Source organism: Acidobacteriota bacterium, assembly GCA_009861545.1.
In the GTDB taxonomy this organism is placed as follows: Bacteria; Acidobacteriota; Vicinamibacteria; order Vicinamibacterales; family UBA8438; genus WTFV01.
The window spans coordinates 35,356-56,840 of the sequence record VXME01000133.1; the positions used below are offsets into that span (position 1 = coordinate 35,356).

Here is a 21,485-nt window from a genome sequence, read left to right on the forward strand (position 1 = left end):
GAGGGTGGATGGATCACAGACGCTTGCCTTCCGGCGGGAACTCGAGCGGCGCCGGGACCGACACGGCGCCCCGGTCTTCGAACGCCGCGCGGTTCCTCGTGCTGTGCCTGCTCTGCGCCCTGCTGACGGGCGCGTACGCCTGGTTCACGCTCGCGCGCTCGGCCGACAGGGCCGGCGGGAGCAGCCTGCCCCCGATCTCCGGATCGCTCGACGCGGGGCCCGACCGATCCGACCCGGTCTCACCCGAGACGCTCTCGGCCGTACGGGTGGTTGCGGAGGAAACGAGCGCCGGTGCAGAACGCCTTGCGGAGCGGGCGGCGGGAGCGACCCCAGCGACCCCGGCTGCATCGCCGAGCACGGCCGGCGCGGCAGATGCGGACCCCTCCCGCGAGGACGCGAAGGCGGCGGAGAGGTTACCGGACGCCGACAAGCCCGTTGCGACCGAGCGACCGCCGCGGGTCGCCGAAACCGAATCGGAGGAGCGCGCGGATCCGCCTCCCGGTCGCCGCTTCCTCGTCCGCCACACCGGGCTCGATCGGAGTCACGGCTTCCTGGCCGTGGAGACCGGGCTGCCCGGCGAGCGCACGCGCGAGGCCACGCCCCTCATGTGCCACCGTCTCCACTTCGCCGCCGGTCGCGGCTCGTGCCTGATGGTGGAGCGCCAGTTCTTCACGACCTACACCGCCGTGCTGTTCGACGCGGGCTTCCGGCCGCGGCATCGGATTCCGCTCAATGGCATCCCGAGCCGCACGCGCGTCTCGCCCGACGGCCGTCACGCCGCGATCACGGTCTTCGTATCGGGTCACTCGTACGCGGACAGCCTCTTCTCCACCGAGACCAGCATCGTCGACACCGACACCGGCGGGCTGATCGTCGCGAACATGGAGGAGCTTCCGGTCGTACGCGACGGACAGCCGTTCTACTCGCTCGACTTCAACTTCTGGGGCGTGACGTTCGCAGCGGACGGCGACCGCTTCTTCGCCACCCTCGGCACGGGCGGGGTGATGTACCTGGTCGAGGGCAGCCTCGCGGACCGCGCCATGCGGGTGGTCACAGACGGGATCGAATGCCCGGCCCTGTCGCCCGACGAGACCCGCGTCGCCTTCAAGAAACGGATGCCGGGCAGCGCGAGGGCCCACTGGCGACCGCACGTGCTCGACCTGGAGACGCTGGAGGAGACCGCGCTGGCCGAGGACCGCAGCGTGGACGATCAGGTCGAGTGGCTCGACGACAACAGCATTCTGTACGCCCTGCCGGAAGCGACCGGATCGCCGATTGCGGACGTGTGGGTGCTCCCCGCCGACGGCAGCGGCGGGCCGGAGGTCTTTCTCGAGCAAGCGTCTTCGCCGACGGTTCTGCGCAGCGGCGCGTCGGTCGACACGAGGATCACCACGGACGGATGAGAGGAGACACCCGATGGCCGCCACCCGGATGCGCGCGTGCGTTCTCGTTCCAGCCGCGGCGCTCGCCCTTGCAGCCCTGACCGCCGCGAGCGCAGCGGCGCAGGTCGCGCAGCAACGCTCCACCGAGGTGCCGGAGATGCTCCGCGAGCGCGGCATCGTCGGCTACGCCGATCGCCTGAGCGTCCAGCCGGGCGAGACCATCCGGTTCATGGTCAGCAGCGAGGAGCCGGAGTACCGAGCCGACATCGTGCGGCTGATTCACGGCGACGCGAACCCGAACGGGCCGGGCTTCAAGGAGACGCTCGTCGAGACGCCGGTGAGCGGCGACTACGCGGGCCGGCGGCAGGAGTTGCCGTTCGGCTCGTACGTGGTGGTGCCGGACAGCCCGGCGCTGCGATTGGGCGGCAGCTTCACCGTCACCGCGTGGATCGCGCCGACCACGCCCGGCGTCTCGTTCGGCGAGCGCGCCGCGCAGGGAGTGGTCACCAAGTGGTCCGCCGGCGTCGCGGGCGGCTATGGCGTGTTCATCGACGAGGAGGGCCGCCTCTCGCTCCGGCTCGGCAGCGCGAACGGCGCCGCCGAGACGCTGCACGCGGAGCCGCCGCTGCGCGCGTGGCGTTCGGCGATTCCCGGCGCGGCCAGGCCGCGGCCGCATGGCGTGCCCACCGCCTGGTACTTCGTGGCAGTGAGCTACGACGCCGACACCGGCCGGGTGGTCTTCGTGCAGCGTCCGCAGTCCAGGTTTCCCGGCGACGCGACGCGGGCCACGGTGGAACGCACCGCTGCGGTGCGCGGGGCCGGGCCGAACGAGCTGCCGCTGCTGATGGCGGCGCACTGGAGCGGAAACGGCGCGGCGCACGAGGCGGACGGACACTACAACGGCAAGATCGACAACCCCCGCGTCTACGCCCGCGCACTCGACGCCGCCGAGATCGACGCCATCGAGCAGGGAGAAGGACCGGACGACGCGCTGGCGGACTGGGACTTCGCCGCCGACATCGAGTCGGACGTCGTGAGCGACCGGTCGCCGCGCGGGCTGCACGGACGGACAGTGAACGCCCCCACCCGCGCCGTCACGGGGCACACGTGGAACGCCACGGTGATGGACTTCAAGCAGGCGCGCGACCAGTACGGCGCCATCTACTTCCACGACGACGATCTCGTGGACGCGGGCTGGGACGCCGGCTTCGAGCTGCGGGTCCCGGACGATCTCGCGAGCGGCATCTACGCGGCCCGGCTGCGGACCGGCGACAACGAGGACTACGCGCCGTTCTTCGTCCGGCCGCGGCGGGGCACTACGACGGCCCGCATCGCGTTCCTCGTGCCGACGTTCAGCTACCTCGCCTACGCCCGCACCGGCCGGGAGGGCGAGGGCCAGCTCAGCCTCTACTCCACCCACGCCGACGGCAGCGGCATCACCTACTCGTCGGCGCTGCGCCCGATCACCAACATGCGGCCGAAGATCACCACCCGCAATCCCTGGCAGTTCATGGCGGACACGCACCTGATCGACTGGTTCGACGCCAAGGGCTTCGCGGTCGACATCATCACCGACCACGACCTGCACCACGAGGGCCTGTCGCTGGTCGAACCCTACAACGTCGTTCTCACGGGGACGCACCCGGAGTACACGTCGACCGAGATGCTCGACGCCCTCGAGGCGTACCTGTCCGGGGGCGGACGCCTCATGTACATGGGCGGCAACGGGTTCTACTGGATTACCAGCCTCGATCCGACCGGACGGTACATCGAGGTCCGCCGCGCCCACGGCACCGAGGCCTGGCAGGGCGCGGCGGGCGAGCACTACCACGCCACGACCGGGGAGTTCGGGGGGCTCTGGCGCTTCCGCGGCCGGGCCCCGCAGCGGCTGGCGGGCACCGGATTCACCGCGCAGGGATTCGACCGCAACTCGCCGTTCCGGCGCATGCCGGGCAGCTTCGATCCGCGCGCCGCGTTCATCTTCGAGGGCCTGGACGAGAACGCGCTGATCGGCGAGCATCCGTCGCTGGTTCTGGAAGTGGGCGCCGCCGGGTCCGAGCTCGACCGCGTGGACTACGCGCTGGGATCACCCGCCCACACGCTGGTCCTGGCCCGGTCGTTCGGGCACTCGGACGCGTACCAGCACGTCGTCGAGGAGGTCAACACGTCGGACTCGCGGCAAGGCGGGACCGAGAACGTCCTCGTCTATGCGGACATGGCGTATCTCGAATACCCGAACGGCGGCGCGGTGTTCTCGACCAGCTCCATCGCGTGGAGCGGCAGCCTCTCCTACAACGACTACGACAACGACGTCTCGCGGATCACCGAGAACGTCCTGCGGCGGTTCGCCGCCGACGAGCCGATCCCCTGGCCCGGGGGCGCGGACGCTGCCCCATGAGCGAGGGCCACGATTTCGAGGTAGGCTCCGGCGCCCGGCGGCGTGCATCGTGACGATCCCGACACCCCCTCGGAGAGCCAGACCGACCCGGGGCCGAACTCCGATTCACTTGCCCTCATCACGAGCGGTACCTGGCGGTCCGTGCGGCAACGCTCGACGTATGATCGAGGGCGATGTCACGCAGTCATGCGGCGGCCGAAGAGCGACGCGCCGCGCGCGACTCGTGGCCCGTCAAGGCGTTCCGCCTCGGCGAGGAGCCCGGCGACGATCTCAGCGACCGGACCACCCCCGAAGAACGGATCGCCATGATGTGGCGGCTCGCCGTCGACGCATGGACCTCGGCTGGACGTCGCCTGCCGGCGTACACGAGAGACCGGATGCCGGGGCGGGTCATCCGCACGCCGCACACGTCGAGCCAGACCGATCCGGAACGTTGAACCCCGATTTTCTCGACTTGCTGGCCGCGCTGGTGCGAGCCGAGGCCCGGTTCCTGGTCGTGGGCGCACACGCCATGGCTGCGCACGGGGTTCCCCGCGCCACGGGCGATCTCGACGTGTGGGTCCAGGCCAACCCCGAGAACGCCGCGCGCGTCTGGGACGCGTTGATCGAATTCGGGCCGCCCGTGCGGGCACTCGGTCTGTCGAAAGCCGACCTGACCGCGCCCGGCGTGGTGTTCCAGATGGGCGAGCCGCCCGTCCGCATCGATCTTCTGACCTCGATCACGGGCGTGGACTTCGACGACGCGTGGTCGACCAGGAGCGTGCACCGCGTCGGAACGCTCGACGTGCCGTTCCTCGGGCGAACGGCGCTCCTGGACAACAAGCGCGCCGTTGCGCGGGCCAAGGATCTCGCCGACGTCGAGATCCTGGAGCGTCGCGAGCCGCAGGATGGTTGAGGCTCGTTCCAGGTCCGCGTTCCACGTTCCAGTCAGGTTCCAGAGCCGGCCGCGGCGAGCGAGTCCCGACGGGCGAGCGGACGTTCGTCGATCGGCAGGTGGATCACGGCGGCGGCGAGGCCGAGCGCGACGCCGGCCCACCAGACGCCGTCGTAGGACCCCGTCGTGTCGAAGAGCCACCCGCCCAGCCAGACCCCGAGGAAGCTGCCGAGCTGGTGGCTGAGGAAGACCACGCCGAACAGGGTGGCCAGGTAGCGCACCCCGAAGATCTGGCCGACGATCCCGGTGGTCAGCGGCACGGTCGAGAGCCACAGCACGCCCATGACGGCGGCGAAAAGGTAGATGACGGCGGCCGTCTTCGGCAGCAGCATCAGGGCCGTGATGGCGACGGCGCGCGAGGCGTAGATCGTGCTCAGCCCGCACTTCTTGCTCCAGCGCTGGCCGGCGGCGCCGGACGCGAACGAGCCGAGGATGTTGAACAGGCCGATGACCGCGATCGCGCCCGCCCCGACCGCGGCGGAGAGCCCGAGGTCGCGCACGTAGGCCGGAAAATGCACCGTGATGAAGGCGACATGGAACCCGCAGACGAAGAATCCGGTGGTCAGCAGCGCGTAGCCGCGGTGGCCGAACGCCTCCCGGAGGGCGGCGGGCAGCGATTGCTCGGCCGCCGGCGCCGCGCCGCGCACGGCCGGGGAGCCGGGCAGCACGAAGGCCAGCGGTGCGATCAGGAGGGCCGACCCGGCCAGGAACAGCAGCGCGGCCTGCCACCCGTAGGCGGAGATGAACGCCTGGCCCAGCGGCGAGAACACCACCTGCCCGGACGAACCCGCCGCGGTCCCCAACCCCAGGGCCAGCGAGCGCCGCTCCGGACCCACCACCTTCGCCATGGCCGCGAGCGCGAGGGAGAACGCGGTGAACGCCACCCCGACACCGACCAGGATGCCGGCCGTCAGGTGCAGCATGCCGGCGCTCTCGGCGGTCGTCATGCCCCAGATGCCGGCCGCGTAGACCAGCGCCCCCAGCGCCAACACCCGCGGCGAGCCGAAGCGGTCGCTGAGCGCGCCGGCGAACGGCAGGGCCACGCCCCACATGAGGTTCTGGACGGCCAGGGCCAGCGCGAAGGTCTCGCGCCCCCAGCCGCGCGCCGAGGTCATCGGCTCCAGGAAGAGCCCGAAGACCGAGCGCGCGCCGAAACCCAGCATGGCGATGGCGCACGCCGCCGCCATGACCAGGGCGGGCGTCCGCCAGCGCGGCGCATCGGGGCGATCCTGCGGAACGTTCGTGGAGCTGTCGATCAACGCGTTGCCTCGGGGGCGCGTCTGCAGGTCAGCCATTCCAAGGCTCTTCACACCATGGTCCGGCGTCCAACAACATATTCCCCGTGCATGTTAATCGCGCTTCAACATTCACGGTGAGTTCGACGTGATGGTTGTCACGGACGATCGCCGGCGGCCAGCTCCGCGTAGAGCGCGGCGTACTCGGCGGCGGTGCGGTCCACGGAGAAGTCCTGCGCCATGGCGTTCGCCACGAGCCGCCGCCACGCGTCCGGCCGGCCGAAGCAGTCGAGCGCCCGGTCGACGGCCCCGACGAGCGCCTCCGACGTGTAGTCCCCGAACAGGAAGCCGGTGCCCTCGCCCGTCGTTTCGTCGAACGGCGTCACCGAGTCCTTCAGGCCCCCGGTAGCTCGCACGATGGGGATCGTGCCGTAGCGCAGGCTGTAGAGCTGGTTGAGGCCGCTCGGCTCGTAGCGCGAGGGCATCAGGAACAGGTCGCTGCCCGCCTCGATGACGTGGGCCAGCTCCTCGTCGAAGCCGATGCGCGTGGCCATGCGGCGCGGGTGGCGGCGGGCGAATCCGGACAGCATCTGTTCATGACGCGGGTCGCCGGTGCCCAGCACCGCGATCTGCAGATCCCGCGACAGCAGCGCATCGAGGGCGCCGGCCACCACGTCGAGCCCCTTCTGGTCGACCAGCCGGGCGACCAGGCCGGCGAGCGGCGCGTCCGACGGCGGCAGACTCAGCCGCCGTTGCAGGTCGCGCTTGCAGTCGTGCTTGCCGTCGGGGGCCGCCGCGGAGTACCGCCGGGCGATGAAGGCGTCCGCAGCCGGGTCCCAGACACCGTAGTCGACGCCGTTCATGATCCCCGCCAGATCGCCTGCCCGCTCCCTGAACACGCCGTCGAGACCGCAACCCTGCTCCGGCGTCTTGACCTCCTCGGCGTAGCTGGGACTGACGGTCGTCAGGCGGTCCGCAAGGGAAAGGCCGGCCTTCAGGTAGCTGATGTTCCCGTAGAACTCGAAGTTCGGCCAGTAGTGCGCGGAATCCACCTGCAGACGGGGGAACACGCCGGCGTCGAACAGTCCCTGGTAGCCGACGTTGTGCACCGTGAACAGGGTGCGCGTGGAGGTCAGGGACGGGTAGCGCTCGGGTTGCAGCCGGAGGTAGGCCACCGCCAGGCCCGTCTGCCAGTCGTGCCCGTGCAGCACGTCCGGCGGATCGAGCCGGGCGAGCAGCCCGAGCGCGGCACGCGCGAAGCAGGCGAACCGGTCGGCGTTGTCGGCGTATTCCGTCCCGCCCCGGCCGTACAGGCCTTCGCGGTCGAAGAACCGGTCGACCCGGACGAAGCGGGCCCGCGCGCCTTCACCGCCGCCGCCCGCCAGGATCTCCACCTGTTCGATTCCGCCCGCGGCGGGAACCGAGAAGGCCATCCCGGTCGCAGCGACATCGCCGCGTTCGAGAACGCAGCGGTACGCCGGCAGGACGAGGGTCACGTCGAGCCCGCGACGCGCCAGCGCGGCAGCCAGCGAACCGACCATGTCGGCCAACCCGCCGGTCTTCGCGAACGGCGACGCCTCGGAGCTGACAATGGCAACGCGCATGCCCCAGCGCTTCCCTCGTCCCGGCAGGTCCGGGCGGACCGCCCCCGCGCACGCCGGTTCGCATGCGAGCGGACCGCAACGCCCGAGTCCTTTACGCAGGCTCGAAGAATAGTGTACAAGCGAACATCGTCGGCCCGAGAGGCCGGGATAGGATACGTCACCATGAGCTCGATCACTGCCGCAGGGGTGCGGGACGTACGCTACGAGCCCGAGGAGCAGCCGCCGCCCGCGCTCGCCCTCGGCCTCGGATTCCAGTTCGCGATGCTCACCGTGGCGGGTATCGTGCTGACGCCGGCCATCGTGGTGCGCGCCGCCGGAGGCAGCGAGGACTTCCTGTCGTGGGCCGCCTTCGCGGCGCTCGCGATCAGCGGCGTGACGACGGTGCTGCAGGCGGTCCGGGTCGGCAGGATCGGATCCGGCCACGTGCTGCTGATGGGCACTTCGGCCGCCTTCATCGCCGTGTGCGTCACCGCGCTCATCGATGGCGGGCCGGGGCTTCTCGCGACGCTGGTCACCCTCTCCGCACTGTTCCAGTTCGGGCTCTCGACCCAGTTGTCCCTGCTCCGGCGGATCCTCACCCCGACGGTGTGCGGCACCGTGATCATGCTGATCCCGGTGACCCTGATGCCGATCATGTTCGGGATGCTGGCCGACGTTCCGGAAGGCTCGCCGCCGGCAGCCGCCCCGACCAGCGTGATCGTGACCCTGATAGTGACGGTGGGGGTCACCCTGCGCGCCGCGGGCGTCGTCCGCCTCTGGGCCCCGGTCATCGGCATCGCCACCGGCTGCGCGGTCGCCGCCTGGTTCGGCCTGTACAACACGCAGCTCATCGCCGACGCCGGCTGGGTCGGGCTGCCGGCGGGAGGCTGGCCGGGCTTCGACCTGCAGTTCGGCGTCGCGTTCTGGTCGCTGCTGCCGGCCTTCGTGTTCGTGACGCTGATCGGGGCCATCGAGACGATCGGCGACGGCGTAGCCATTCAGCGCGTCTCGCGGCGGAAGCCGCGCGCCACCGACTACCGCGTGGTGCAGGGTGCGGTCACCGCCGACGGCGTCGGCAACCTGCTGTCGGGCCTCGCGGCGACCGTGCCCAACACGACCTACTCGTCCAGCGTCTCGGTTACCGACATCACCGGCGTCGCCTCCCGCATGGTCGGCGTCTACATCGGCGCCGTCTTCATCGTGCTGGCGTTCCTCCCCAAGTTCATGGCGCTCATCCTGGCGATTCCGGGTCCCGTGGTCGGGGCCTACACCATCGTCCTGATGTCCACGCTCTTCGTGCTCGGCATGCGGGTCGTGGTCGAGGACGGCGTCGACTACCGCAAGGGCGTCGTCGCGGGCGTCGGCTTCTGGATCGGCCTCGGGTTCCAGAACGAGCTGATCTTCGCCGACGCGCTCGGCGCCTGGAGCGGACTGCTGGGCAACGGCATGACCGCCGGCGGCCTGGCCGCGATCCTGATGACGCTGTTCCTCGAGCTGTCCAGGTCGCGGCCGCACCGCCTCCGGACCGCCCTGAACGCGGACGCCTTCCCGGCCATCGACAAGTTCCTCACCGAGTTCGCCAAGACCCGGCGCTGGAGCGCGGGGATGACCGACCGGCTCCGCGCGGTCGGCGAGGAAACGCTGCTGACCCTCGTCCGGCAGGACGAGGAAGGCGGCGGCGAGGAACGCCGCCTGCAGATCAGCGCCCGCCACGACGGGCGCGCCGCGGAGCTGGAGTTCGTGGCCGCGACCGACGAGTCGAACATCGAGGATCGCATGGCGGTGCTCGGGGACCGCGGGGCGGGCCACGCGGCCGAGCAGGAAGTCTCGCTCCGACTGCTGCGGCACCTGGCTTCATCGGTGCGCCACCAGCAGTATCACGAGACCGATGTGGTGACCGTCCGCGTGGAGGCGTCGCTGTAAGCTGATCGGATGGCGGCGCGCGTACAGCCGGGCGATTCACCGTTTCTCACCGACTTCGACCTGCATCTCCTCGCCGGCGGCACCCACTACCGCAGCTACGACAAGCTGGGCGCGCACCTCGCCCGACAGGACGGCGCCGACGGCGTGCACTTCGCGGTCTGGGCGCCCAACGCCCGCGCGATCTCCGTCATCGGCGACTTCAACGCGTGGGACGCGGCGGCGCACCCGATGCGGCTGCGAGCCGAGGCGGGGATCTGGGAGACGTTCGTCCCGGGGGTCGGGAGCGGCGCCCTCTACAAGTACGAGGTCTCGCCGGGGGTCGGCGCTGTGGTGCAGAAGGCCGACCCGTACGCGTTCGCGGCCGAGATGCGCCCCCGCACCGCGTCGCGGGTCTGGGAGCTGTCCGGCTACGCGTGGGGCGACGACGACTGGATGACCTCGCGGGCGGCCCGCAATGCGCACGATGCGCCGATCGCGGTCTACGAGGTGCACTTGGGCTCGTGGATGCGCGTCCCCGGCGCAGGCGGCTGGCTGACCTACCGCGACATCGCCGGCCGGCTCGCCGACCACGTCGCGGAGCTCGGCTTCACGCACGTCGAGCTGTTGCCCGTCGCCGAATACCCGCTCGACGAGTCCTGGGGCTACGGAACGCTCGGCTACTTCGCGCCGACGAGCCGTTTCGGCACGCCGCAGGAGTTCATGGAGCTGGTGGACACGCTGCACCGGCGCGGCATCGGCGTCCTCGTGGACTGGTCTGCCGCGCACTTCCCGAAGGACGCCCACGGTCTGGCCCGCTTCGACGGCACCTGCCTGTACGAGCACGCGAACCCGCGGCAGGGGGAGCATCCCCACTGGGGCTCGCTGATCTTCAACTACGGCCGCCGCGAGGTCGGCAACTTCCTCATCTCGAGCGCGCTCTTCTGGTTCGAGAAGTACCACCTCGACGGCCTGCGGGTGGACGCGGTCGCCTCGATGCTCTATCTCGACTACGGGCGCGAGGCCGGCGAATGGGTTCCGAACGCCCGCGGCGGGAACGAGAACCTGGACGCCGTCGGCTTTCTGCAGCACCTGAACGCCCGTGTCTACGCGGAGCACCCCGGCGTCATGATGGTGGCCGAGGAATCGACCGCCTGGCCGGCGGTCACCCGCCCGACGGACGCCGGCGGGCTCGGATTCGGCTTCAAGTGGAACATGGGCTGGATGAACGACACCCTCCAGTACATGTCGAAGGACCCGGTCCACCGCGGCCACCACCACGACGCGCTCACGTTCAGTCTGGTCTACGCCTTCAGCGAGAACTTCATCCTGCCGCTCTCGCACGACGAGGTCGTGCACGGGAAGGGATCGCTGCTCGCGCGCATGCCGGGCGACGAGTGGCAGCGGCACGCGAACCTGCGGCTGCTGTACGGCTTCATGGTCGGGCATCCCGGCAAGCAGCTCCTCTTCATGGGCGGCGAGATCGGACAGGAGAGGGAATGGACGCACGCCGAGAGCATCGACTGGCACCTGCTGGAGAGGCCGCTCCACGGCGGTCTGCGCACGTGGGTGCGCGACCTGCATCGGCTCTACCACGGCGAGCCGGCCCTGTACGAGCTCGATGCGGAGCCGGCCGGCTTCGAGTGGATCGACTGCGACGACCGCGGCAGCAGCATCCTGAGCTTTCTCCGCCGCGGCCGCGCCGGCGATCCGCTCGTAGTCGTCTGCAACTTCACCCCGGTCGCGCGGCACGACCACCCGGTCGGCGTACCACACGGCGGTGTATGGCGCGAACGGCTCAACAGCGACGCCCCGTGCTACGGCGGCGGCGGTGTGGGCAATGGCGGGCCCGTCGTCGCCGGGGAGGCATCATCCAACGGACGCCCGTTCTCCCTGCGGCTCACGCTGCCGCCCCTCGGCGTGCTATTCTTGAAGCAGGACTGACGGTCACCCGCTGGCGCTCCCTTCCCGGACAGCTCTGGTTTCAGGACAGGTCAGCTCGGCAAGAGCGTGCGTGGCTCGTCGATCACGGCCGGAAACGCCGTGATCGAGATCCGGCACAGGAATGTCGCATCGGTTGGTCGTTCGGACATTGTTGTGGTTTCTTGCGCGGCCGTTATGCGCCGCACGGCCCGGTACCACAGACCGTATCTGCTTGACAGGGCGGATGTTCCGGACTTCGGGCTGCCGGTTGCCGGGTGGCGGCACGACTCTTGCTGCCCGGCACTGTCGTCGGGGCGGCTCGAACGCTTTCGCATACGTACGGGTTTAACAGGAACGGAACGGGCGCGACATTTCCCGGACATCCGGCGTCGGTAGTCTTGTGAAGGAACTCGAGGGGTTTATGGCGAAACGAACGACGCAGTCGACAGGAACCGTCAAGCGCACGCGGAAGACCGCTCCGCGGAAAACCACCCGCCGCACGGCGGCCAGGCCGGTCGAGGCGGCCGCGCCCGCGAAAGCGGCAACCGCCGCCCGGGCAGTCGAAGCAGCCGGCGCGATCGAGGCGGGGACGCTCGAGCCGACCGACGCGCAGATTGCCGAGCGCGCCTACTTCCTGTCCCTCGAACGACAGGGGCCGGGCGGTCCCCTCGACGACTGGCTGCAGGCGGAGCGCGAGCTGCGGAACGGGTCCGAGTCGGGCTGAGTTCATTCGTACCGCTTGAACGCGGGCGGGGCGACGGGAACCGGGCCACGACAATTGTGTGGTCCGTCGCGTTGCCTGCAACACGATTGTTGAATTGCGCGGCCTTATCCCGGCAGACACGGGAACGAGAAAAGGCGGAAGGTAGGGAAGCAATGATGGCATCCATGGCACAACCGATGGCGGTCGTGCTGGCCGGCGGCGATGGTATGCGTCTGCGGCCGCTGACCGAGCGCTGGCTCGGCCGGCACGTTCCGAAGCAGTACTGCACGTTCGCGGGGACGCGCTCGATGCTCGACCACACGCTCGACCGGGCGGCCCGCCTGTGCGAGCCGAGCCGCATCCTGACGGTCGTCGGGCGCCACCACCGCGACGTGCTGCGCGGTCGAGCCCCGCGTGCCACCGACGGGACGTTCGTCGAGCAGCCGGCCAACCTCGACACGGCGCCGGGCGTGCTCCTCGGGCTGGTCCACGCGATGCATCGCGATCCGGACGCGACGCTGGTCATCCTCCCCTCCGATCATTTCGTGTATCCGGAGTGGCGGTTCGTGGCGAACGTGCAGGCGGCGATTCAGGCCGCCGAGCGACTCGGCAACCGAATCCTCCTGCTGGGCGCGGCGCCCACCGACATCGAGGACGAGTACGGCTGGATCGTCCCGTCCGACGATCTCGGACGCCAGCCGGCGCACCGCGTATTCGCCGTGGAGTCCTTCGTCGAGAAGCCGGCGCCGGCGGAAGCGGCCCGGCTCTGCGAGCGCGGGGCCCTGTGGAACACGCTCGTCCTGGTGGCGCGCGCCCGCACCCTGTGGGAGCTCGCGTGCGAGCGGCTCCCGGGCCTGACCCCGTTCTTCTCCGTGCTGCAGGCGGCCATCGGCACGCGGCGGGAGGCGCGGGTGCTCGACGAGGTGTACGAGACCATGCCGCGGGTCAACTTCTCCTCGGAGCTGCTCGAGCGGGCGTCCGACCGCATCGCCGTGCAGTCGCTCGACGGCGTGATGTGGAACGACTGGGGGCAGCCCGCGCGCATCGTCGAGTCGCTGCTGGCCATCGGCCGGCAACCCGCCTTCAGCCTCCGGCTGCTGCAGGACGAGCTGGAAGCCTGCGCCGAAGGCGTGTCGCGTCAGCGAGACTCCCAACGCGACGGCAGGTCGCGCGACTTCCGTCCGCGGGCGGCGGCCGGCGCCGGAGCCGCGCGCGAAGCCGCGGTGAGCTGACTGCAGGCCCGGAACGGCGGCGCCCCGGGGAGCGTTCCCCCGCCCCCCGGCGCCGCCGTCCATCCCGTCTCCGGGTCCATTCGGGCACGCGTACGCCCCGCCTTGACGACGCTGCTTCGTGTCCACGACGATCCGGGTACACTTCCGCCCCACGGCGCTTCCGGCGAGGTATGCCCCTGACCACACGACATGTCGACCCCACGGAAACCCTGACGGCCGGCGTCCGGCAGCTTCAGACCCGGATGGGCGTGGACGTCTGCTCCATATACCTGCTCGAATCGGACCGCACCCACCTCGTTCTGGCCGCCACCGTCGGCCTGCGCCCGGAGAGCGTCGGGAAGGTCCGGATGGAGCTCCACGAGGGTCTGGCGGGACTGGTCGCCGAGCAGTTGCGGCCGATCGAGGTGCCGAACGTCAAGCGGCACCCGCGCTTCAAGCACTTCGCCGAGGCCGGCGAGGATCCGTACTACGCCTTCCTCGGCGTCCCCCTGATCGATCGGGAGCTGCTGCAGGGCGTGCTGATCGTGCAGACCATCGAGGAGCGGAGCTTCTCGGACGACGAAATCGCGTCGCTGCTGCTGGCCGCCGGTGAAATCAGCCCCATCGTCGCGCAGGTTCGCGAGCGCGATCAGTCCATCGGGCCACTCCAGCGGCGACTCTGGGCGCTCGCGCGGAACATGTGGTGGAGCTGGGACGCCAGCGCCATGAGCCTGTTCCAGGACCTCGATCCGGCGCGCTGGGAAGAGCTGGGCCGCAACCCGGTGGCGCTGCTGTCGGAGATGCCGCTCGACGATCTGGACGAGCGCATCGGCGATCTCGCGCTGGCCCACCGGATCAACCACACGTTCCGGCGGCTGCAGGAGTACCGCGAGCGTCCGTCGACCTGGGGAGACACGCACGCCGGGGTGCTGCGCCGCCAGCCGGTTGCCTACTTCTCCGCCGAGTTCGGGATTCACGAGTCGCTGCCGATCTACTCGGGCGGGCTGGGCGTGCTGGCCGGCGACCATATCAAGAGCGCCTCGGACCTCGGGGTCCCGCTCGTCGGCGTGGGTCTGTTCTACGGCCAGGGCTATTTCCGGCAGCGCCTCGACGCCTCCGGCTGGCAGCAGGAGGAGTACGCGGAGGTCGACGTCGCCAGGCTGCCGCTGGAGCCGGCGGTGGACCCGGACGGCGACGCGATCGCGCCGGAGATCGAGACCGGCGGCGGCATCCTGCGCGCCCGGGTGTGGCAGGCGGCCGTCGGCCGGCGAATCCTGCTGCTGCTGGACTCGGACGTCGAGGGGAACACGCCGGAGGACCGCGCGCTGACCGCGCGGCTCTACGGCGGCGATCTGCGGGTCCGGCTCCGCCAGGAGCTGCTGCTCGGCATCGGCGGGCTGAAGGCGCTGCACGCACTGGGCATCGTGCCGGGCGTCTTCCACCTGAACGAGGGCCACAGCGCCTTCGCGGTGCTGGAGGCGGTCCGGCACTGCATGGAGCGCGAGGGAGTGGACTTCGAGACGGCGGTCCGGCAGGTGGCCCGCCGCACCGTCTTCACGACGCACACGCCGGTCCCGGCCGGGCACGACCGCTTTCCGTCCGACCTCATCGACGAACACCTGGCGCCGCTCCGCGACACGCTCGGCATCTCGCACGAGCGGCTCATGAGCCTCGGGCGGGTGAATCCGGACGACGCCGGCGAGGAGTTCTGCATGACGGTGCTGGGACTCCGCGTGTCCCGGCGCGCCAACGCGGTGTCCTCCCTGCATGGCGACGTCACACGGCACATGTGGACGGGCCTGTGGGGCGACCGCCCGGAGGAGGACGTGCCGATCGGGCACATCACCAACGGCATCCACGTGCCGAGCTGGCTGGCGCCGCAGATGCAGCAGTTGTACGACCGGCACCTCCCCTCGGAGGTATCTCGGGAGGACGCGCTCCCGGAGATCTCGGCCGGCATCGAGACCGTGAGCGACGGGGCGCTGTGGGAGACCCACGTGGCTCTCAAGATCCGCCTTCTCGACGCCGTGCGCCGGCAGGTCCTGCGCGAGGCGGCGCGCCGCGGCGAGCCCGCGGTCGTCCTGGAGCAGTTGTCCCACGCGCTGAGCCAGGACGCGCTGACCATCGGCTTCGCCCGCCGCGTCGCCACCTACAAGCGCGCCTCCCTGTTCCTGCGGGATCCGGATCGCCTGGCGAGCCTCGTCAACGACCCGCAGCGCCCCATCCAGTTCGTCATCGCGGGCAAGGGGCACCCGCGCGACGAGCCCGCCAAGGGCGTGCTGCGGCAGATCCACGAGCTGAGCCGGGACTCCCGCTTCCTCGGAAAGCTCGTCTTCCTGGAGGACTACGACATCAGCCTCGGCCGGCAGCTCGTCCAGGGCGTCGACGTCTGGCTCAACAACCCGCGCCGGCCCCAGGAAGCCTCCGGTACGAGCGGGCAGAAGGTCCTGCTGAACGGCGGCCTGAACCTGTCGGTCCTCGACGGCTGGTGGGCGGAGGCATACGACGGCGCGAACGGGTTCGCGATCGGCCGGGGCGAGACGCACACGTCGCCCGAGGCGCACGACCGGCGCGACGCGGAGGAGCTGCTGCGGGTGCTAGCCGATGAAGTCGTGCCGCTCTTCTACGACCGCGACCCGGACGGCGTGCCCCGCGCCTGGACGGCCCGCATGAAGCGGGCCATCCATACCCTGGGCTGGCGCTTCAACGCCGACCGGATGGTGATGGACTACGTGCGGCTCTGCTATCTGCCGGCCGCCGGCGGCCTGTCGAGCGACATGCAGCGCCGGTGACCGGAGCGGCCCGTCAGGCCCGGGAGCCCGGCCTGGAGCGGTGGAGGACGCCGGGCACGGCCTTCACTTCCGGGATCCGCATGAGCCGTTCGAGCGCGTAGCGCGCGCGGCGCCGCCAATTGGGGTGCTGCCGCGGTCCCGTGCCCGGGACATTCTGCGGGTTCACCTCCAGCCACAGATCCTCCAGATTGACGATCACCATGCCTGCCTCGCTACGGGCGAGCCGGTCGAGGCAGGCGCGCAGGAGGTCGAGATCCGCGGCATCCGGCGCGACCGAGGTGTCGGTCGCCGGTTGCACGACCCGTTGCAGGGCGTCGCGCAGCGCGAAGATCTCATCCTGCCGGCGAAGGTGTTCCTCCGCAGCGCGGCCGGCGTCGAGGATGCCGCGCTCGACGCGCTCGTCGATGTCGCGGCCTGCGAGAAACCCCGCGAACGTCGGCGTGTCGTGGGTGTTCACGCAGGCGAATGCCCGGCGGGGAACGCGGGCGAGCGGGTCCGCGGCGCCCGGTGCGATCCCGAATTGCGCGACGTGGAGCTGCGCCAGCCCGTGCCGCGACAGCGCCGCGTTCACGGTGCGGGGGACGGTCCCGAGGTTCTCCCCCACCACCCGGGTCCGATGGCGATGGGACTCCAGACAGACGATGGCGAAGAGCTCGTCGGCGGGATTGCGCACGTAGGCGCCGTCGGCGGCGGAGGCGCCGCGCGGAATCCAGAACAGCCGGTGCAGGCCCATCACGTGGTCGAGCCGCACCGCCGTCGCGTGCGCCATCTGATGCGCCAGACCCGCCCGGAAGTACGCGTACCGATCCTGCCGCGCCGCCTCCGGGTGCGGCGCCGGGGCGCTCCAGTCCTGACCGTCCGCGAACAGCGGGTCCGGCGGCGCGCCGAGCGCGGCGCCGCGGGCGAACAGGGCGGGGCGTCGCCAGACGTCGAACCCGTCCGGATGCACGCCGACCGGCACGTCGAGATAGAGACCGACGCCCCGCGCGCCGGCGTCGTGCGCGAGTCGTGCGACCTGCCGCGCCGCGGCCCACTGCGCGTAGAGGTGGTAGCGGACGGCGTCGCGATCGACCGCCTCGACGCGAATCTGCGCGGGCGGCAGCGCCGCCGGCCACGCCGGCCAAGGCCGCTCCAGCCGCTCGCCGATCGCGCGGAAGGCCGCGTACTCCTGCGCGACGGGATGCCGCTTCGCCCAGGCCCGGAAGTCCTCCCGGACTCTACCGGGGCGCTCCTCGATCGCGCGGGCCAGCGACTCGAGCACCTGCCGGCGGAGCGCCATCGCCTTCCGGTAGTCGACCAGGGGGGCGGCACGCAGGACGCCGATCCGGCGGCGAAACGCCCTCGACGCCACGAGTCGCCTGGCCGGCTCGCACGGTTCGAACTCGGGCAATCGCCGCGGATCGACGTGCAGCTCGTTCCAGAACAGGCGGCTCACGGGAAGATAGGGGCTCGGCTCGAACGGGCACTCGCCGAGAAAGGCGGCCAGCGCGGGCAGCAAGCCGACCGCCCGGCCGCCCCGCGCGCCGACCCACCTGGCCAGCGCGTCGAGGTCGGTGAAGTCGCCGACGCCCCAACTGTTCGCCGAGTGCACCGCGTGGAGCGGCAGGAAGGCGCCCCACGAGCGCTCGCCGTCGTCGTAGGCCCGCACGGGTGCGGCCACGACCAGCGCGCTCCACGTTCGATTCCCGATCTCGACGTGCAGATCGTGGTAGCCGTCGGGCAGCCGCCGGGGAAGCGGCGACCGGCGGGCGGCGTAGCGCTTGCCGTCCACGGTCGCGGACTCGATGACCCGCGCCCGGCCGGAACGGATCGTCCACGAGCGCGTCCGGCCATCCTCCAGCCGCAGCCGGCAGCGTGCGAGGAGGCCGCGGGCCGTCTCCGGCGTGCGCAGCAGGAAGTCGCCGCCGCGCCCGTTCCAGGCGACCAGCACCGGCTCGACCGGCCGCGACCACATCGCGCGGCGACGCGCCTCGGTCGCCGCGGCGAGGTCGCGCGGACCGAGCGACGCGAGCGGCGCGCCGAGCGTCTGGAGCAGGGCCAGGATCGACTCGTGCGAGGCGCGTCGCCGGACGCCGCAGCCGTCGGTGTACGCCGCCTGGATCCCGTGGAGCCGGGCCAGCCGGTGCAAGGTGGGCCGCAACCCCATGCCGTTCACCGGGATACGACGAGCACGGCCACGGCGCGGGCAGCGAGCGGATAGGCGTCAGCGCCGCGAAACCCGGCCGGAGGAGTACGCGGCGCTTCCGTGTCGATCATGCGCGTCCACGACGCGCCGCGCCCCGGCCCCGGCAGCGTGAACGGAACTTCGCGGTCGTGCGCGTTGAAGAGCATCAGCAGGGTGTCGTCGACGATGCGTCCGCCGCGGTCGTCCGTCTCGTCTATCGCATCCCCGGCCAGGCGTACGCCCACGCATCTCGCCTGTTCCCGCTCCCACGCCTCGTCCGTCATCTCGCGGCCGTCCGCGTCGAACCAGGTCAGGTCCTTGGCCGTGCCGGGTCGGGTGCTGCGCCCGCGCAGGAAGCGCCGACGACGGAGCACCGGGTGGTCGAGGCGGAACCGGATCATTTTCCGCACGAAGGACAGCAACTCGCGTTCGGCCGGCCCGAGGTCCCAGTCGAACCAGCTCGTCTCGTTGTCCTGGCAGTAGGCGTTGTTGTTGCCGCCCTGCGTGCGCCCCAGCTCGTCGCCGCCGCAGAGCATCGGCACACCCTGCGAGAGCAGCAGCGTGGCGAGGAAGTTGCGCTTCTGGCGCGCCCGCAGCGCCCGAATCCCGGGATCGGATGTGTCCCCCTCCACCCCGCAGTTCCAGCTCAGGTTGTCGTCTGATCCGTCTCGGTTCGATTCGCCGTTCGCCTCGTTGCGCTTCTCCTCGTAGCTGACCAGGTCGTCGAGCGTGAACCCGTCGTGCGCGGTCACGAAGTTGATGCTCGCCGAGGGCCGCCGCCCATCCTGCTCGTACAGATCGCTGCTGCCCGCCAGCCGCGTCGCCAGGTCGGCCACCTGCCCCTCGTCGCCGCGCCAGAAACGGCGCACGGTGTCGCGGTAGCGGCCGTTCCACTCCGTCCACGGGACCGGGAAGTTGCCGACCTGGTAGCCGCCGGCGCCGAGATCCCAGGGCTCGGCGATCAGCTTGACCTGCGAGAGCACCGGGTCCTGGTGAATGATGTCGAAGAAGGCGCCGCGCCGGTCCACCTCGTACAGCTCGCGGGCGAGGGCGCTGGCCAGGTCGAAGCGGAAGCCGTCGACGTGCATCTCGAGCACCCAGTACCGCAGGCTGTCCATGATCAACTGCAGCACCCGCGGATGGAGGACGTTGAGCGTGTTGCCGCAGCCGGTGAAGTCCTGGTACTCGCGGGCGTCCTCCGGCTGGAGGCGGTAGTAGGAGCGGTTGTCGATGCCTCGCAAAGACAGCGTCGGCCCCGCGCGGCCGCCCTCCGCGGTGTGGTTGTAGACCACGTCCAGGATCACTTCGAGCCCGGCGCCGTGCAGCCGGCGCACCATCGTCTTGAACTCCGCCGCGGCACGGTCCGGGGCCGTCGCGAACCGCACGTCGGGGGCGAGGTAGGCCAGCGTGTCGTAGCCCCAGTAGTTCATCAGGCCGGCCCGCACCAGACGCCGCTCGCTGGCTGCCTGGTGGACCGGCAGCAACTCCACGGCGGTCACGCCCAGGTCGGTGAAGTGGCGGACCGCCGCGTCCGATGCCAGTCCCAGGTAGGTGCCGCGAAGCCGCACGGGAACGTCGGGATGTCGCGCCGTGAAGCCCTTGACGTGCAACTCGTAGATGACCGTCTCGTGCCACGGAATCCGCGGACGCTGGTCGTCGCCCCAATCGAAGGCCGGATCCAGCACGGCAGCCAGCGGCGCGAACGGCGCGCTGTCGACCGGGTCCGCCGTCAGGTCGCCCCCGGGACCGGCGACGGGATAGCCGTGGACCGCGTCGTCCCAACGCAGGGTCCGGCCGGTCCGCTTGGCGTAGGGATCGAGCACCACCTTCGCCGGGTTGAAACGGTGCCCGGCGCGCGGGTCGTACGGGCCGCTCACCCGGTAGCCGTACAACTGCCCCGGCCGTACGCCGGCCAGGTAGCCGTGCCACACGAAATCCGTCCGCTCCGGGAGGGGAAGACGCGTGGTCTCTCGCGTCGCGTCGGGGCCGTCGAAGAGGCACAGCTCCACCTTCTGGGCATGCTCCGAGAAGATCGAGAAGTTGACGCCCTTCCCGTCCCAGGTCGCGCCGAGCGGGTAAGGCTTGCCGGGCCGGAACTTCATGTCGCCGCGACGATTCCGGCCCCCTGCCGCCGTACTACTCCGGCGGCGCGAATGCCACCAGTTCCTGGCTGGCCCCCGACCCGGTGGCAATGAGCACGAACTGGCGGCCGGTCCCGGTCCGATAGGTCATCTGGACTCCTCGCTCCGGCCCACCGCCGCTAGCGGCCGTCGTAGATGAGCCCGACGATCTGCTCCACCCGGGCGGCCGGCGCCTGGAAGTCGCCGTACCGCTCCGGCACCGAGTAGGCGGCCACCGTCTCGGCAACGCTTCGCCCGGCTGCCGCCCCCTCCTGCGCGCGGGTCAGCAGGTCGTCGTAGAACGCCGCGTAGTCGACGAGATCGTCCCAGGTCAGCGGGTCGTCGTTGTGCCCCGGGATGATCGTGTCGACGTTCCGGATGGCGTCGACGGCATTCTGCAGCGTCGCGCCGAACTCGGTGGCACTGCCGTTCGTGTTGTCGGCGTCGATGAACGGCAAGCCCTTGCGCGCCATCATGTCGCCGGTGTGCATCGCGCGGGCCTCCCGGAACACGACCCACGTGTCGCCGTCGGTGTGACCCCGCCCGAAGTAGTAGAGGTCGATCTGGTCGGGCCCGCTGAACAGCGACGTCCGGTTCTCGAAGGTGATCTTCGGCAGGTACCGGCTGTCGTCGCCGGTGAACGCCTCGCAGTTCTTGATGGAGCCGCCCTCGAATCCGGCCCCGTCGTCGCAGTCCGCGCTGGCCATGTGCGCCGCGGTGTTCTCGTGCACCACGAAGTCGACCGTGTCCGGGAACTCCGTGTTGGCGCCGCTGTGGTCCCAGTGCGTGTGGGTGTTGATGATCGTCGTCACCGGCTGGTCGGTGATCTCCCGCACCCGGGCCAGGATGTCCTCGCCGTAGCCGCGGATCTTGGTGTCGACCAGCGTCACCCCCGACCGGGTCACGAACACCGCCGTGTTGCCGCCGGTGCGCATCCCCTGCTCGGCCGGATCGGAGGTCAGCACGTACAGGTTCTCCGCAAGCTCCAGCGTACGGATGCGGAAGCGTTCCTGCCGCGCCTCGTTGGCGACGACGGCCACCAGGACGCCGACCACGGTCAGCGTCGTCAGGCAAAGCATGCGTCTCATCTCGATCGCCTCCTCCGTAAGCCGCCTATTGTGCCCGATCCGGTTGCAGAGGA

General features: G+C 70.8%; 14 protein-coding genes. 9 read left to right on the forward strand and 5 right to left on the reverse strand.

Going from position 1 to position 21,485, the window contains the following annotated elements; all coding sequences use genetic code 11:
- Positions 1-8 precede the first annotated feature (8 nt).
- The 4 genes from F4X11_20900 to F4X11_20915 all read left to right on the forward strand — a co-directional run bounded on the left by F4X11_20900 (position 9) and on the right by F4X11_20915 (position 4,675).
- Entirely contained in the window at positions 9-1,403 is a 1,395-nt protein-coding gene (locus F4X11_20900) for a hypothetical protein (GenBank protein ID MYN67452.1), read from the forward strand.
- A gap of 13 nt (positions 1,404-1,416) precedes the next feature.
- Positions 1,417-3,780 carry a LamG domain-containing protein gene (locus F4X11_20905; protein MYN67453.1) on the forward strand — a complete coding sequence of 788 codons (2,364 nt, stop codon included), beginning with the start codon at positions 1,417-1,419 and terminating at the stop codon, positions 3,778-3,780.
- A gap of 173 nt (positions 3,781-3,953) precedes the next feature.
- Positions 3,954-4,217: a hypothetical protein gene (locus F4X11_20910; protein ID MYN67454.1), complete on the forward strand. Its 264-nt coding sequence runs from the start codon at positions 3,954-3,956 to the stop codon at positions 4,215-4,217.
- The gene (locus F4X11_20915) at positions 4,214-4,675 is read left to right on the forward strand and encodes a hypothetical protein (protein ID MYN67455.1); all 462 of its coding nucleotides are present in this window, start codon (positions 4,214-4,216) and stop codon (positions 4,673-4,675) included. Before F4X11_20910 ends, F4X11_20915 begins: the two co-directional genes overlap by 4 nt.
- 32 nt (positions 4,676-4,707) lie before the next feature.
- Here F4X11_20915 and F4X11_20920 read toward each other — a convergent pair whose 3' ends face one another.
- The gene (locus tag F4X11_20920; GenBank protein ID MYN67456.1) at positions 4,708-6,009 is read right to left on the reverse strand and encodes an MFS transporter; all 1,302 of its coding nucleotides are present in this window, start codon (positions 6,007-6,009) and stop codon (positions 4,708-4,710) included.
- Between the two features lie 98 nt (positions 6,010-6,107).
- Positions 6,108-7,553 (reverse strand): glycogen synthase GlgA, encoded by a 1,446-nt coding sequence (glgA, locus tag F4X11_20925; protein ID MYN67457.1) that lies wholly within the window; start codon positions 7,551-7,553, stop codon positions 6,108-6,110.
- A gap of 162 nt (positions 7,554-7,715) precedes the next feature.
- Here glgA and F4X11_20930 point away from each other — a divergent pair, with 162 nt between their 5' ends.
- The 5 genes from F4X11_20930 to glgP all read left to right on the forward strand — a co-directional run bounded on the left by F4X11_20930 (position 7,716) and on the right by glgP (position 16,060).
- The gene (locus tag F4X11_20930) at positions 7,716-9,455 is read left to right on the forward strand and encodes a hypothetical protein (GenBank protein MYN67458.1); all 1,740 of its coding nucleotides are present in this window, start codon (positions 7,716-7,718) and stop codon (positions 9,453-9,455) included.
- A gap of 9 nt (positions 9,456-9,464) precedes the next feature.
- Positions 9,465-11,375 carry a 1,4-alpha-glucan branching protein GlgB gene (gene glgB / locus F4X11_20935; GenBank protein MYN67459.1) on the forward strand — a complete coding sequence of 637 codons (1,911 nt, stop codon included), beginning with the start codon at positions 9,465-9,467 and terminating at the stop codon, positions 11,373-11,375.
- A 400-nt stretch (positions 11,376-11,775) separates the two neighbouring features.
- Positions 11,776-12,078 (forward strand): DUF2934 domain-containing protein, encoded by a 303-nt coding sequence (locus F4X11_20940; protein MYN67460.1) that lies wholly within the window; start codon positions 11,776-11,778, stop codon positions 12,076-12,078.
- A 152-nt stretch (positions 12,079-12,230) separates the two neighbouring features.
- Complete coding sequence (locus F4X11_20945) at positions 12,231-13,289, forward strand: NTP transferase domain-containing protein (protein MYN67461.1); 1,059 nt, start codon at positions 12,231-12,233, stop codon at positions 13,287-13,289.
- A gap of 170 nt (positions 13,290-13,459) precedes the next feature.
- Entirely contained in the window at positions 13,460-16,060 is a 2,601-nt protein-coding gene (gene glgP / locus F4X11_20950; GenBank protein ID MYN67462.1) for an alpha-glucan family phosphorylase, read from the forward strand.
- 13 nt (positions 16,061-16,073) lie between these two features.
- Here the strand turns inward: glgP and malQ are convergent, their stop codons facing one another.
- The 3 genes from malQ to F4X11_20965 all read right to left on the reverse strand — a co-directional run bounded on the left by malQ (position 16,074) and on the right by F4X11_20965 (position 21,432).
- On the reverse strand, positions 16,074-18,206 hold the full coding sequence (malQ, locus tag F4X11_20955; GenBank protein MYN67463.1) for a 4-alpha-glucanotransferase: 2,133 nt from the start codon (positions 18,204-18,206) through the stop codon (positions 16,074-16,076).
- A 5-nt stretch (positions 18,207-18,211) separates the two neighbouring features.
- Complete coding sequence (glgX, locus tag F4X11_20960) at positions 18,212-20,326, reverse strand: glycogen debranching protein GlgX (GenBank protein MYN67464.1); 2,115 nt, start codon at positions 20,324-20,326, stop codon at positions 18,212-18,214.
- Positions 20,327-20,484: 158 nt separating this feature from the next.
- Positions 20,485-21,432, reverse strand: coding sequence for an MBL fold metallo-hydrolase (locus tag F4X11_20965; protein ID MYN67465.1), 948 nt, complete (start codon positions 21,430-21,432; stop codon positions 20,485-20,487).
- Positions 21,433-21,485 lie beyond the last annotated feature (53 nt).